Consider the following 13,990-nt stretch of genomic DNA (forward strand, 5'->3'; position numbering starts at 1 on the left):
CCTCTGATACCCTGCCGGGCGCGAGCGAGAAAGGGGAAGTCGAATGAGATTCAAGACTTCGCCTTTGCAGCACCGCGTTGGTCGGGTGCTCCGCTCGTTCACAGCCGCCTAGCCGGCGGGCACCCGGCCGGAGCACGGTTACCTCTAGGAGTGCTCACGCATGCCGACACCACCGTCCGACATACCCATCGACTCACTCGTTTCATTCGGTTGGAACGAGAACGTCTCCGCGCTGTACGCGACGTTCGCACAACCCGGCCGATACCCGGGGAGGGTGTTGCGCGTCGATCGGGGGAGCTCCCTGGTCGCCACCAGTGAAGGAACAACGAGGGCAGCGATGGCGCGCGGCGCGGCGCCTCCCGGCGCTGAAACGGGTGCCCCCACGACCGGCGACTGGGTGGTCGTTCGACCCGACCCGGATCACGGCGAGGTAATCGAGGCGGTACTCCCGAGACGGACCGCGATCGAACGGCTTGACCCGTCCGCCTCCGAAGCACGGCCGGCCGTGCAAGTTCTCGCCGCCAACGTCGACCGGGTGTTCGTGGTGCATGGTCTCGATCATCCCCCTCATCCGGGGCGACTCGAGCGGTTGCTGGTCGTGGCGTGGGAGAGCGGCGCCACGCCAACCCTCGTCCTCACCAAGACGGACCTGCTCGACCAAGCCGCGGTGGAGGCGACCGTTCGAGACGTCGAACTCCTGGCGCCGGGTGTCGAGGTCCTCGCCGTGAGCAACAAGAGCAGCAACGGGATCGACGCCCTGAGACCCTTCGTTGGAGCGGGGGTGACCATCGTCCTGATCGGGGCGTCGGGTACCGGCAAGTCCAGCCTGGTCAACCAGCTGGCGGGAACGGACATCCAATCGACGGGAGACACCCGGCGCGCGGATGGGAAAGGCAGGCATACGACCACGTCCAGGGATCTCGTTCAGCTTGCCTCGGGGGCAGTGCTCATAGACACCCCCGGGTTGCGGGAGATCGGCTTGTGGAACTCCAGAGAAGGTCTGGAAACCGCTTTCGAAGACATCGTCATCCTCAGCGGTTCCTGCAAGTTTCGTGACTGCATCCACGAATCGGAACCAGGATGCGCGGTCAACGCCGCCATCGCCGACGGTCGCCTGGACCGGCGCCGACTCAACAGTTTTCGAAAACTCGAAGAGGAGTTGGCCCGGCAAGAGCAGCAAGCGGAACGGCAGCGGAACCGCGAATCGTCGCGCCCCCGACCGCCGCCGACCGCGGATGAGTGGTAGTGCGGCGCTATCGGTTGATTCACAATTCGCGATCTGCCGCGCAACTCGCGACTCGCGACTCGCGGGCGTACGATTGACCCATGGAACCGGTTTCACTGGCTCCACGCGGATCGATCGTGGCAACCAAATACTGGACCGTGCTCGACGACGGGCGCATCCGGTGCGATCTCTGTCCGCGCGAGTGCAAGTTGCGGGAAGGTCAGAGAGGCCTTTGTTACGTCCGGGCCCGGCAGAACAACCAGGTCGTGCTCACTACCTACGGACGTTCGTCCGGCTTCTGCGTCGACCCGATCGAGAAGAAGCCGCTCAACCACTTCCTGCCCGGGACCCCCGTTCTGTCGTTCGGTACGGCCGGCTGCAATCTCGCTTGCCGGTTCTGTCAGAACTGGGATATCTCGAAGGCCAAACAGTACGACGTTCTCGCCGACCAGGCATCGCCGGACACGATCGCGCAGGCGGCCGCCGATCTGAACTGCAGCAGTGTGGCTTTCACCTACAACGACCCGGTCGTCTTTCACGAGTACGCAATCGACGTTGCGCTGGCGTGCCATGCACGAGGCATCAAGACGGTGGCAGTTACGGCCGGATACGTGAGCCCCGAACCCAGACGGGAGTTCTATTCGCACATCGATGCCGCCAACATCGACCTCAAGGCGTTCACCGAAGACTTCTACCACCGCACTTGTGCCGGGAGTCTCGGTCCGGTCCTCGAGACGCTCGAATACGTCCGCCATGAAACCGATGTGTGGTTCGAGATCACGACGCTGCTCATACCGGGCCTGAACGACTCGGACGAGGAACTCGACAGGATGACTCGCTGGATCGTCGGGAATCTGGGGCCGGACATCCCGCACCACTTCACCGCTTTCCACCCCGACTTCAAGATGTTCGATCGGCCCACGACTCCGACCTCCACTTTGCGCAGAGCACGCCGGATCGCCGTAGACAACGGAGAACGCTACGTGTACACGGGGAACGTCCACGACCCTTCCGGCCAATCCACCTTCTGCCATCAGTGCGGCGCAACGCTCATCGAACGCGACTGGTACCGGCTGGGCAGGTGGGGGCTGTACGGCAAGGGCCGATGTGAGATCTGTGGTACCGCCTGTGCCGGCGTCTTCGATGCGGAACCCGGTTCCTGGGGATCCCGCCGTCGGCCGGTCCGGCTCGCCGGCCGGTGAACCCTCACGATGACGGAGAGGGGCCGAGGGCGAATGCCCCGTAGCCGACCACGCGATCGCGCGGACCGGCAGTATCTCCCGACGTGCGGAGGTCGAGCAGCTCACAACCCCACCCGCGGTCGGCCGCCACGCGTAGAGCCGAACGAACGGCAGTACGCCCGCAGGCGCTGTAGCGATCCAGTTCTGCCTCGCGCAAGCCGACAATGAGTTCGGCAGTTGCGGCATCGAGGCTCGAGGCGGTGTCGTGGTCGTGATAGTGCGAGAGGTCCGAGCTGACGACGACGAACAACCCGGCATCCAACATGTGGGCAAGCGCCTGTGCAGCCGGCCCGGGATCTTCGTCGCCGGTCAGCAGCGGCGCAACGGTGAACGTGTCGAGCGCCGTCTGCAGGAAGGGCAGCTGGACCTCCAGGGAGTGTTCACGACGATGTGCGGTTTCCGACCTGCGTACCAGACCGGCCTTCTCGAGTTCCTCGATCACGGGATCGACGGCAACCGTACCGAGCGGTGTGGCCAGCATCTCATGATCGGGTACTGCCAGCCCATCGAAAGCAACGAAGTGAGACGGACCGATCAGCGCGATCCGCGCCGGTGACTCGGCCGCGACGATCCGATACGCGACGGCGGCAACAGGTCCCGAGTAGATGTGCCCGGCGTGCGGCACGATCACCATGCGAGTGGAGACAGAAGGGCTCACTTCGGGCGCCGACGCCAACAACTCGCGGACCGCGCTGCGCAATCGCGGAGCGCTTCCACGGTAGAAGGATCCGGCTACCGCCGGCGGCCGCGCGGTGGTGGTCATGTGTTCAGAATACGCCTATGGCATGATTCAGGGATGGCCCATCCGCTCGTTGAAGCAGCCGTCGAAGCGATAAGGAATCATCTGGAAGGCAACGAGGTTCTGCCGGATGAGTGGACAGAGGCGCGGCCGTGGGGAATCTTCGTTTCGTTGCATGAGGCCGGGACCGGCGACCGGGAAGGGCCGCTGAGAGGGTGCATCGGGAGCCTCAACCTGCGGGAAACCTCAGTGGCGCAGGAGGTTGGTCGAGTTGCAGTTTCGGCGGCAACGACCGATCCCCGCTTCCCCCCTTTGCGGCGGGACGAAGTCGAGGACCTCGACGTTGCCGTCTATCTCCTGGAGGAGCCCGAGATCGTCGACGAAACGGCCGACCTCGATCCGGAAAAGTACGGCGTCATAGTCACCGGGCCCGGAGGTCGGAGCGGACTGCTGTTGCCGGCCATTCCCGGCATCGATAGCCCGGAGCAGCAACTCGAGCTCGCCACTCGCAAAGCCGGACTGAGCCCGGGAACCAAGGTGACCATCGAGCGTTTCACGGCCACAATCCTCCGCTGACCGGTAGGGTCAGACTATGACCACCATTCGACGCCTCACCGACTCCTGTCTCACCGTCACGACGGATGCAGGCACCACTCTGTTCGACCCCGGGTTTCATACATTCGACACCGGGGAGTTCGATCTCGCAACGATCGGCGATGTTCAACGGGTGCTGATCACCCACGAACACGGCGACCATGTGAAACCGGAGTTCGTGGCCTGGCTCATCGACCGTGGCTCGGACGTCACGGTGTACTCCAACCAATCCGTGGCCGACCTGCTTGCCCCCCACGACATCACGGTGCTCACAGCGAATCCGACCGGTGTGACTTCCGAGGATGTCCTTCACGAAACAACTCCGATGGGAACCGCACCTCCGAACCGGGCCTTCACGGTAGACGGTGTGCTCACGCACCCCGGGGACAGCTACCAGCTCACCTCTTCGGCACCGGTTCTGGCATTGCCCCTGATGATCCCATGGGGCTCCACGACCGCGTCGATGGAATTCGCACGGAGACTGGCCCCCCAGCAGGCGATCCCGGTCCATGACTTCGCGCTCAGCGCCCTCGGTCGCAACTGGATAAACGGCATGGCGAAGAACGTGCTGGCGAAATCCGGTATCGAGTTCGTCCCACTGGGCTGGGGCGAGAGCTTCACGGTGTAGCAGGTCCGCGGCCGGCTGCCGGTTGCGCAGTCTCGGGCCGCCTCAGAAACCAACGTTCCTCGGCGTCCTCGGGAAGGGAATCACGTCGCGTATGTTCTGCATTCCGGTGGTGAACTGCACGACCCGTTCCAGTCCGAGACCAAAACCGGCGTGGGGGGCGCTACCGAAGCGTCGCAGATCTAGATACCACCAGTAGTGGTCCCGATCCATGCCCTTGATGTCCATGCTCTCGGCCAGCACGTCGAGGCGCTCCTCACGCTGGCTGCCGCCGACGATCTCACCGACCTGCGGCACGAGGACGTCCATGGCCGCCACCGTCTTGCCGTCGTCGTTTCGGCGCATGTAGAACGCCTTGAAGTCGAACGGGAAGTCGGTCACGATCACCGGCTTCTTGACGGCGACTTCCGTCAGGTAGCGCTCGTGCTCGGACTGGAGATCCGACCCCCATTCGGCGGGGAACTCGAACGTCTCACCGGACGCCGTGAGAATGTCGACCGCCTCCGTATAGGTAATGCGTTCGAAGTCGCCCTCGACGACGCCGGCGAGCGTGTCCAGCAGTCCCTCCTGGACCCACTTGTTGAAGAACTCGAGGTCGTCGCCGCAGTTGTCGAGAACGTACTGCACCAGATACTTCACATAGTCCTCGGCCAGGTCGGAGTTGTCGTTGAGGTCGGCAAATGCCATCTCGGGTTCGATCATCCAGAACTCGGCCAGGTGGCGGCGAGTATTCGAGTTCTCGGCCCTGAAGGTCGGCCCGAATGTGTAGACACGATCGAGCGCCAGCGCATAGGCCTCAGCGTTCAGTTGGCCGCTCACTGCCAGGAAGGCGGGGCGGCCAAAGAAGTCTCGGGTGTAATCGACCGCTCCTCCTTCGGCTCGCGGCGGTTCCGCCGGATTGAAGTTCGTCACCCGGAACATCTCGCCGGCGCCCTCGGCGTCGCTGGCGGTGATCAGCGGGGTGTGCACGTAGAGGAAGTCGCGTTCCTGGAAGAACCGGTGGGTTGCATAGGACAACGCGTTGCGAACCCGGGCGACCGCCCCGAGCGTGTTGGTACGCGGACGAAGGTGGGCGATGTCCCGCAGGTGCTCGAACGACACGCGCTTCTTCTGCAACGGGTATTCATCGGGGTCGGCAAACCCGAATACCTCGATCTGCGCAGCCTTGATCTCAACGGCCTGACCCTGGCCGGGCGATTCGGTCAGAACTCCCGTGATCATCGCTGCAGACCCGATCGTCAGCCGCAGGACGTCCGCCTCGTAGTTCGGCAACTCGCCATCTGCGATGACCTGAAGACCGCTGAAACTCGACCCATCGTGAAGTTCGATGAACGAGAACCCGCCCTTCGAGTCCCGGCGCGTGCGGACCCAACCGGCAACCGTTACTTCGGTGCCGAAGTCGGTCCGTTCCAGGACGTGCTTGATGAGTTGCCGTTGCATGTACGACTCCCGTTGGAATAGCCTCCGCAGGCGGCCCGATGATAAGGCAATGAGTCGGACCCGGCCAGACGGAGCGCCGGCGGCCACCGCGGCGACCGGGTAGTCGGCCCGTTCCGGCTGCGAATAGCCTTTGGGGTTGTTGCTTCGCACCCGGCCGTCGGGCTGAGACCAATGGCCGGCGATCGACAGACAACAGGAAACCCCCGGGGGAAGGTTCCCGGGGGTTTCCCCGAACGCCTGACCGGGCGCTCAGTTGTAACGAGGCACGGGTCCGTCCCAACTCACTCCGGACCACGCTCCGGCGCTCCAGGACACACCGGACCACGACACACCCGACCACGACACACCCGACCACGACACACCCGACCACGACACACCCGACCAGGACACACCCGACCAGGACACACCGGACCAGGACACACCGTTCCAGTCACCACCGGACCAGGACACACCCATGGCACTCAACTCTGCGTGTGCGTCACCGTCCCAGGCCCGGCCGAAGATGTCCTGCTCGCCGTTGAGCTCGACTCCATCCATCGAGATCCGGTAGGAACCCCGCGCTGCGTCGAGCGAGCCGTTGCCCTTGGAAGGAGTGGCGTTCTGATCCGCATCCCAGGGAACCCATTGACGGAGTGCTCCGGCCACGTCGAGCATGCCTGATCCCTGGCACTTGGAGTCGACTCCCCAGAAGCGGCGCGCCGACTCCATCAGCAGGGATTTGACCTCGTCGGGCTCGAGATAGGGCTTGGCATCGAGTATCTGCGCAACGGCGCCCGAGACAACCGCAGCGGCCTGAGACGTGCCGCTACCAACGAAGAATCGTTCCTGAACAACGGCATCCGGATTGTTGACATCGGCATAGGAACCGGGAGTGCGGAGGCTGACGATGGACCGGCCGGGTGCCACGATGTCAACGTGCCGGCTCCTGTCCCCGCAGTTGCTGAAGGAGGCAACCGAGTTCCCGTCGGCTGCTCCGACCGCGATCACAAACGGGTCGTAGGCAGGGTTGCGGAGGAGTGCCGAGTTTCCGTCATTCCCGGCCGCCACCACGACAACGATGCCCGCTTTCCACGCCTGCTCAACCGCGTACGCCAGCGGATCGAGGAGGTAGTCCTGAGTGCCGTCGGTACCGAACGACAGGTTCAGCACTCTGACGTTCATTCCGTTGTCGTTGCGATGTTGAACCACCCAGTCGATGGCCGCAATGATCTGCGACACGTCGGTCGCTCCGTTGCGACCCGCCGTCCTGACCGAGAGAACATCGGCATCGGGAGCCATCCCGGTGAACTCATCGTCGTGGTTGTAGCTGTACCCGTAGGCTCGAGTTGCCCTGTCACGGCCGGCGATGATCCCGGCCAGGTGGGTCCCATGTCCGAAGGTGTCAACATACTGCTCACCAGTCTGCGACTCGAATGAGAGATCTGGGCCGTTGATGAGCCGCCCGTCCGACAGTCCGGCAACCGGAGTGACACCCGAATCGATGATCGCGACAGTCACGTCATCGCCCGTCGCCTGATACCAGGACCATGCATCATCGGCGCGGGTCTTCTCCGTGACCTCGTACATCGATCCGGGGCCAGTGAGAGCGTCCATCTGCTGGGATGTGCCCTCCCACTGGCGGAAATGGCCCCATAGATAATCGACTGAGGAATCGGGTGTGACTTTGGCTACCTCCGGATGCTGGAGCAGAACGGTCGCAGCACTCGCCGGGATGTCGGCGACGAAGGCATCGATGATGCCCAGTTCGAGGACAACCACTCCCCCCAGCTCACCGACCAGCAACTCGGGACCGTCGCCGGCGGTTGCAGTCTCCTGCACGATGAAACGCTCAAACTGTCCAGCGGAGCCGGCTGCATCCTCAACAGCAGACTGCAACAGCGGCAAGTCGGCGGAGGCAGACGTCCCCGGCGCCAGCAAGGCCGCGATCATCGCCACTATCAGCACAACGGTCGAATACCAGCGGCGCTTCTCTTCCCATTTGACCGAATACGCTGCGTTCATCTTCAAACCTCCCAGATTCATGAGAGAAATATCGGGAGACGGTTGAAAAACTCGCGAACCGTTGCCTGTCCACGCGAGATGACTAGTTATCTATGGATGCGACTGGCACCGGCTCAGACCTGACCCCCCGGGGAGGGTTCCGGGGGCTTCTTCGCCGGCCGTGAAGGAGGATCAGTTGAAGCGGGGTTTGGGTCCGTCCCAGCTGACGCCGGACCAGACTCCTGCACTCCAGGACAACCCCGACCAGGACGAGCCCGACCACGAGACACCGGACCAGGAGAGTCCGTTCCAGGTCATGTCGGACCAGGAAAAGCCGGACCAGGAAAGGCCGGACCAGGAGACACCGGACCACGACACGCCGCTCCATGAGACACCGGACCACGACACGCCGCTCCATGAGACACCGGACCATTCCGACCCGTTCCAGCTACCGCCGTCCCACGCAGACTCGGACCGGGCGTCCGCGGCATGTTCACTGCTGTCGAACGGCCGGCCGAAGATGTCGATCTCGCCTTCGAGAACCGAGCCGTTGGGATCCTGCAGGTGGAACGAACCACGCGCCGCGTCGAGAGATCCGTTTCCCGCCGACCAGGTGTACGGCGCGACCCCGGAGGATTTCCTACGCTGTTTCACGGCTGCGCCGACATCGATCAGGCCCGCACCCTGGCAGCGGGGATGCGCGCCGGTCAGCTCGACCGCCGTATCCACCAACAGGTTCTTGACTTGAAAGGCATTGAGATTGGGTTTGGAACTGAGGATGACTGCGGCGGCACCGGAGACAATCGCGGCGGCCTGAGAGGTGCCGGTCCCGCGGAACAGGCGGTCGTTGACCGCGGCACTCGGGTGCTTGGTGTCGACGTAGGACCCCGGATTCCGCAGACTGACGATCGACACACCCGGCGCAACGACATCCACAGAACGGCCGCTCGTCCCGCAGTTGGAGAAATCGGGTACAAAGTCGTCGGTACCGTCTGCAGTGCCGTTGGTATTGGCTGCTCCGACCGCGATCACGTAGGGGTCCAGGGCCGGGTTGCGCAGGGGGTCGACGTTGCCGTCGTTGCCGGCTGCCACGACGACAACGATCCCGTTCCACACAGCCTGCTCTACGGCATGGGCCAACGGGTCGAGCAGGTAACTCTGAGTGCTGTCGGTCCCGAACGAGAGGTTGATGACCCGCACGTTCATCCCGTTGTCATCACGATGCTGCACCACCCAGTCGAGCGCGGCGATCACCTGGGAAACGTCAACGGAACCTTCGTGGTCGGCGACCTTGATACTGAGAATCGATGCCCCGGGGGCAATCCCATAGAAGTCGGACTTGCTGGCAGCCTTCGGGTTCGATACGCCGGTGTCATTGCCGGCAATGATGCCGGCCATGTGGGTGCCGTGGCCGAACGTATCCAGGTAGCGGAGGCCGGGATCTTGCGACTCGAATGAGAGGTCCGGACCATTGATGATCTTGCCTGCACCGGTCAGACCCTGCACGGGAACCACACCCGAATCGATCAGCGCTACCGTAACGCCCTCACCGCCCGCACCCTGCGACCACGCCGCCTCAGCGCCGACCGCCTCCTTGACGACGTGGTACATCGAGCCGTCCATCGAAGACGCATATTTCATCTCGCCGAAAGTGACCGTACCGTCACCGGTCGGTGAGGAATCGGTTGTCGTGCCGCCGTTGTTCTTGCGCGGTTTGCCCATGAGTTGGACGGCGCTGTCGGGGGTGACCGCACTCACACCGGGCATCGCCTTCAGAGCAGCCATCGCCGACTGCGGCAACTCGGCGGTGAAACCGTCGATGATCGGAAGGTCGGTGAGGACCGTTCCACCCAGCATCTCCACGAACTGCTCAACCGAACCATCGGTACCGATCGTCTTCTCGACAATCACCGTCAGCAGAGGCGAATCGTCCACGGAAGAAGCGACCGGTGCCGGCAGAGCTGCGATCATCATCACTACCAGCAAAACGGCCGGAAGCCGGCGGAGCTGCTCTTCCCATCTGAACGATTGCGCTGCCTTCATACTCCAACCTCCCAGCTCCATGAGAGGGATATCGGGAAACAGGTCGAAAACTCGCGAACGATTGCCGATGCACGCGAGATAACTAGTTATGAATCGGTTGCGGGTTCCGGGGGCGATGAGCAGGGGTCGCACCGGACAAGGCCTCGGAGATTCAACTCATTCAGCAGCCGGGCAACAGGCCGCCGGTCGATAGGCGAACGACACAGCGCGGCATCCCTGATGCTTTCTCGCCTATCCTCCCATCAACTGTGGCTCGCTTGACCCCCATCACGCAAAGGTTCCGCCGCACGCAACCGCGTCCCGAGAAGCTCGGAACTTTCCTCGGCGTCTTCACCCCTTCGATACTGACGATCCTCGGCGTGATTCTGTTCCTGCGGACCGGGTGGGTAGTTGGAAACGTTGGGTTGATCGGGGCAGTCACGATCGTGATAATTGCCAACGCCGTGACTTTCGCGACGGCGCTGTCGGTGAGCACCGTGGCCACCAACATGCGGGTCGGAGCCGGCGGCGCCTACTTCATAATCTCCCGCAGCCTCGGAGTGGAGATCGGAGCCGCCATCGGAATCCCGCTGTTCCTGGCGCAGGCTTTCAGCGTCACTCTGTACGCCTTCGGCCTGGCTGAGAGCCTGCAGCTGATCTGGCCGGACCTCCCGCTGCGGCCGACTGCGACCATCACCGTTCTCGTCGTCGCCTTGCTGGCTGCGCGGGGCGCCGATCTGGCGCTACGCCTGCAGTTGCCGATCATGGCAGGAATCTTGCTGGCGCTTGTCGCGCTGGGAGTCGGCGTAGTCCGCAACATGCCGGAAACGGTGGATCTCACAGGGTCGTCCACGGGCCTGGGTTTCTGGCCCGTGTTCGCCGTCTTCTTCCCGGCCGTCACAGGGATCATGGCGGGCGTATCTCTGTCCGGCGACCTCGAGCGCCCCGAACGCTCCATTCCGCGCGGGTCGATCGCTGCGGTCCTGGTCGGGTTCGTCGTGTATCTGGGAACGGTGATCGCACTCGGTCTCGCCGCCAGTCCGGAAGAACTGATAAACGACAACCTGCTGTGGTTCACGCTGGCTGGCGGTATCGGCTTCCTCATCTTCCCCGGATTGTGGGGTGCCATCTTTTCGTCGGCGGTGGGCAGCATCCTCGGCGCGCCGCGCACACTCGAGGCGATGGTCGATGATCGCGTGCTGCCCCGGTTCATCGGCAAGAAGCTCCCCCGTATCGACGGTCCCGGCATGCCGCTCGTGGTATCGATCGCGGTTGCACTGGGTGCCGTGCTTCTCGGTGATCTCAACGCCGTGGCCCCCGTACTGACGATGTTCTTCCTGACGACCTACGGCATGGTCAATCTCGTCGCAGGAGTCGAACGGCTCACCGGAGATCCTTCCTTCCGGCCGTCGATGAAAGTCCCCTCCTGGATCTCGCTGGCCGGGGCCTTTGGCTGTTTCTGGGTCATGTTCCTCATCAATCCCCTGGCACTGGCGGTTGCCGTTGTGGTCGAAGTCGGCGTCTATCTCATAATGCGCCGACGCGCCATGGCGGCTCCATGGGGCGACCTGCGCCGTGGAGCGCTCATGGCGCTGGTGCGTTCGACGGTCCTCCAGCTTCGCCGTCTCCCCGAGGATCCCCGCAACTGGCGACCGAACATCCTGCTGTTCGCAGGCGACGCGAGGAAACGAATGGCCCTCGTTCAGTTCGCCGCCTGGCTGGTGCAAGACCGCGGCATCTTGACCGTGAGCGATCTGCAGGTGGGATCTCTCGAGGAGCTCGGGCCGTCGGTCCAGGAACGAACCGAATCCCTCAACCGTGACCTCGACGAGATGGGAGTAGTTGCGTTCGGAGAAGTCGACGTCGTGGAGGACTTCACCACCGGGGTCATCGATGTGGCCCAGGCCAACGGTATTGCGGGTATCGCCTCAAACACGGTGATGTTCGGCTGGAGCGACAAGACCGACCGGCAGGCAGAGGTGCTTCGGATCATCGAACGGCTCGCGACAATCGGCATGTCGGCGGTGATATGCAACGCCCGGCCGTTCTCGACCCGCAAACGAAGGAACATAATCGTCTGGTGGGGCGGGTTGCAGAACAACGGCGACATGCTGGCGCTTTTCGCACACCTGATGTCGCTCAACCCCGAATGGCGCGACGCCCAGATCACACTCAAGAGCATCGCAACTTCCGACATGATGATGGAGAGGAACCGTGTGCTCCTCGAAAAGGTCATCGGTGCGGCCCGGATCGACGCCCGCATAGACATCCTGCAGAGGTCGGAGGACGTCCCGATCAGCAGGCAGATCTTCCAGGAGTCCCAGAGCGGCGACGTCGTGTTGATGGGGCTGCGGGCGACGGCAAGAGGCGATGAGGAGTCCTACGCCCGCCGACTCGAAGAGCTGGCCGAAGGCCTGCCAACCGTGTTGTTCATCCGCTCGGCCGGCACGTTCCGCGGCCGTCTCCTCGGCGAGCAACCGGACGAAATGAACGGCCGAAGCCTCGGCGCCAAATCATGAACGCAGACTTTTCTCAGCAATACTGTTGCGCGTGACGCGCATCTACATTGCCGAGAATCCGCGTGGCGTTTTCTCAGCAATACTGTTGCGCGTGGCGCGTGATTGCATTGCCGAGAAAACAAGAAGAATCTGATGAAGCGCGGCATTGCCTTCGGTGTCGGGGCGTACTTCCTCTGGGGAATCCTTCCGATCTACTGGAAGGCGATCGAGTCGGTCGACTCTTTCGAGATTCTCGCTCATCGGATCGTGTGGTCGATGGTCTTGCTTACGGGCATCATCGGCATCCGGCGCTCCTGGGCGCAGATTCGAAGACTCAAGGCGAGCTCAGTGGTTCGCCTGCTGATCGCAGGCGGGTTGCTGACCGTCAACTGGGCCACTTACATCTGGGCCGTCAACAATGGACACATTGTCGAGTCGAGCCTCGGCTATTTCATCAACCCACTGCTGAACGTTGCGCTCGGGGTAATAGTGCTGCGCGAACGACTGGACGCCGCCCAGTGGACGGCAATCGGTGTAGCCGCGGCCGGTGTCTCCTACATGGCAATCACCGTCGGCACGGTTCCGTGGATAGCATTGGTACTGGCAACCAGTTTCGCCACCTATGCGCTGTTGAAGAAGCAGATGGTGGCGCTCGGTCCGTTTGAAAGCCTCACCGTCGAAATAGCCCTGGTTCTCGTGCCGGCCTTTGCCCTCCTGGCCATTCTCGGCTCCAAAGGTGAGGGTTCGTTTGGAATTGCCGGTCCCCGCATCACGCTCCTGCTGATCCTGACGGGCCTCGCCACAGCACTGCCTCTCTTGCTCTTCGGCGCGGCAGCCACCCGGATTCCGCTGTCGACTATCGGGCTCCTCCAATACATAGCCCCATCGATGCAGTTCCTGATCGGAGTCGTCGTCTACGGTGAGGTCGTCGGCTCGGACCGGATGGTCGGCTTCATCCTGGTGTGGACCGCACTGGCGATCTACACGATCAGCGGCCTGTTCCGCCGGAGGCGAACGGTGACACAGCCGCTGGCCGCGTGACGCGGACCAAAGTCGCCGGCCGGGGCAGCAAACAGAGGTCCGGCCGGTTACGGTATCGCGCTACCCGGAAGGCGTTCCGGGTAGCACCAACTGGAGGCAAGAGATCCATGAAACGACTAGCCATCGCAGTAGCCGTCCTGGCTCTCGTCGTGGCCGCCTGCGGCGACTCGGCCGGAACGACCGACAACCCGCGCAAGATCGAGATCGATGCCGGGGATTTCGCCTTCAACCCCGGCGACATCGACATCTCTCCGGGGGAGACGGTCGAGTTCATCGTCACCAACACGGGGGTCGTCGCCCATGAGTTCGTCGTCACGAATCAATCCGAGATCGACGAGCACCTCGAAGCCGGCCACGCCACGGGCCATGGGGACGAAGACGTGGCGAACATGGATGAGATGGACGGCATGGAGGGAATGGCTGCCCGGGAGGTCCAAGTCGAACCCGGAGAGACGAAGTCCCTGACCATCACCTTCGACGACGCCGGCGACCTGGCTCGCTTCGCTTGCCTGATAGAGGGCCACTACGAAGCCGGCATGGTGGGTGACTTCAACTTCGAGGGCTAGGAGCCGGTGGAGCAGCCTC

Annotated in this window: 11 protein-coding genes; 7 read left to right on the forward strand and 4 right to left on the reverse strand. The window is 63.2% G+C overall.

The window, feature by feature from the left end:
- Nucleotides 1-160 precede the first annotated feature (160 nt).
- Both rsgA and amrS read left to right on the forward strand, forming a co-directional pair.
- Nucleotides 161-1,246, forward strand: coding sequence for a ribosome small subunit-dependent GTPase A (gene rsgA, locus VLT15_13090; protein ID HSR46147.1), 1,086 nt, complete (start codon nucleotides 161-163; stop codon nucleotides 1,244-1,246).
- An 80-nt stretch (nucleotides 1,247-1,326) separates the two neighbouring features.
- On the forward strand, nucleotides 1,327-2,427 hold the full coding sequence (gene amrS, locus VLT15_13095; protein ID HSR46148.1) for an AmmeMemoRadiSam system radical SAM enzyme: 1,101 nt from the start codon (nucleotides 1,327-1,329) through the stop codon (nucleotides 2,425-2,427).
- A gap of 4 nt (nucleotides 2,428-2,431) precedes the next feature.
- Here the strand turns inward: amrS and amrB are convergent, their stop codons facing one another.
- Nucleotides 2,432-3,229 (reverse strand): AmmeMemoRadiSam system protein B, encoded by a 798-nt coding sequence (gene amrB / locus VLT15_13100; protein ID HSR46149.1) that lies wholly within the window; start codon nucleotides 3,227-3,229, stop codon nucleotides 2,432-2,434.
- 33 nt (nucleotides 3,230-3,262) lie between these two features.
- Between amrB and amrA the strand changes: the two genes are divergently transcribed.
- Nucleotides 3,263-3,781 carry an AmmeMemoRadiSam system protein A gene (amrA, locus tag VLT15_13105; protein HSR46150.1) on the forward strand — a complete coding sequence of 173 codons (519 nt, stop codon included), beginning with the start codon at nucleotides 3,263-3,265 and terminating at the stop codon, nucleotides 3,779-3,781.
- Between the two features lie 16 nt (nucleotides 3,782-3,797).
- Nucleotides 3,798-4,427: an MBL fold metallo-hydrolase gene (locus VLT15_13110; GenBank protein ID HSR46151.1), complete on the forward strand. Its 630-nt coding sequence runs from the start codon at nucleotides 3,798-3,800 to the stop codon at nucleotides 4,425-4,427.
- Nucleotides 4,428-4,469: 42 nt separating this feature from the next.
- Here the strand turns inward: VLT15_13110 and asnS are convergent, their stop codons facing one another.
- The 3 genes from asnS to VLT15_13125 form a co-directional block, all read right to left on the reverse strand.
- Nucleotides 4,470-5,864 (reverse strand): asparagine--tRNA ligase, encoded by a 1,395-nt coding sequence (gene asnS, locus VLT15_13115; GenBank protein ID HSR46152.1) that lies wholly within the window; start codon nucleotides 5,862-5,864, stop codon nucleotides 4,470-4,472.
- Between the two features lie 249 nt (nucleotides 5,865-6,113).
- Nucleotides 6,114-7,865, reverse strand: a complete 1,752-nt coding sequence (locus tag VLT15_13120) for a S8 family serine peptidase (GenBank protein HSR46153.1) — start codon at nucleotides 7,863-7,865, stop codon at nucleotides 6,114-6,116.
- Between the two features lie 171 nt (nucleotides 7,866-8,036).
- Nucleotides 8,037-9,887: a S8 family serine peptidase gene (locus VLT15_13125; GenBank protein HSR46154.1), complete on the reverse strand. Its 1,851-nt coding sequence runs from the start codon at nucleotides 9,885-9,887 to the stop codon at nucleotides 8,037-8,039.
- A 257-nt stretch (nucleotides 9,888-10,144) separates the two neighbouring features.
- Here VLT15_13125 and VLT15_13130 point away from each other — a divergent pair, with 257 nt between their 5' ends.
- From VLT15_13130 to VLT15_13140, 3 genes are all read left to right on the forward strand, one after another.
- Nucleotides 10,145-12,385, forward strand: coding sequence for a Na-K-Cl cotransporter (locus VLT15_13130; protein HSR46155.1), 2,241 nt, complete (start codon nucleotides 10,145-10,147; stop codon nucleotides 12,383-12,385).
- 132 nt (nucleotides 12,386-12,517) lie between these two features.
- Nucleotides 12,518-13,405 (forward strand): EamA family transporter RarD, encoded by an 888-nt coding sequence (rarD, locus tag VLT15_13135; protein ID HSR46156.1) that lies wholly within the window; start codon nucleotides 12,518-12,520, stop codon nucleotides 13,403-13,405.
- A 107-nt stretch (nucleotides 13,406-13,512) separates the two neighbouring features.
- The gene (locus tag VLT15_13140) at nucleotides 13,513-13,971 is read left to right on the forward strand and encodes a plastocyanin/azurin family copper-binding protein (protein HSR46157.1); all 459 of its coding nucleotides are present in this window, start codon (nucleotides 13,513-13,515) and stop codon (nucleotides 13,969-13,971) included.
- Nucleotides 13,972-13,990: the final 19 nt, after the last annotated feature.

Source organism: Acidimicrobiia bacterium, assembly GCA_035471805.1.
GTDB lineage: Bacteria > Actinomycetota > Acidimicrobiia > Spongiisociales > JAHEDJ01 > JAHEDJ01.

Excerpts from the sequence above, each read along its gene's own strand:
- rsgA (HSR46147.1), top strand. The coding sequence starts at position 161 with ATGCCGACACCACCGTCCGACATACCCATCGACTCACTCGTTTCATTC.
- amrS (HSR46148.1), top strand. The coding sequence starts at position 1,327 with ATGGAACCGGTTTCACTGGCTCCACGCGGATCGATCGTGGCAACCAAA.
- amrB (HSR46149.1), bottom strand. The coding sequence starts at position 3,229 with ATGACCACCACCGCGCGGCCGCCGGCGGTAGCCGGATCCTTCTACCGT.
- amrA (HSR46150.1), top strand. The coding sequence starts at position 3,263 with ATGGCCCATCCGCTCGTTGAAGCAGCCGTCGAAGCGATAAGGAATCAT.
- VLT15_13110 (HSR46151.1), top strand. The coding sequence starts at position 3,798 with ATGACCACCATTCGACGCCTCACCGACTCCTGTCTCACCGTCACGACG.
- asnS (HSR46152.1), bottom strand. The coding sequence starts at position 5,864 with ATGCAACGGCAACTCATCAAGCACGTCCTGGAACGGACCGACTTCGGC.
- VLT15_13120 (HSR46153.1), bottom strand. The coding sequence starts at position 7,865 with ATGAACGCAGCGTATTCGGTCAAATGGGAAGAGAAGCGCCGCTGGTAT.
- VLT15_13125 (HSR46154.1), bottom strand. The coding sequence starts at position 9,887 with ATGAAGGCAGCGCAATCGTTCAGATGGGAAGAGCAGCTCCGCCGGCTT.
- rarD (HSR46156.1), top strand. The coding sequence starts at position 12,518 with ATGAAGCGCGGCATTGCCTTCGGTGTCGGGGCGTACTTCCTCTGGGGA.
- VLT15_13140 (HSR46157.1), top strand. The coding sequence starts at position 13,513 with ATGAAACGACTAGCCATCGCAGTAGCCGTCCTGGCTCTCGTCGTGGCC.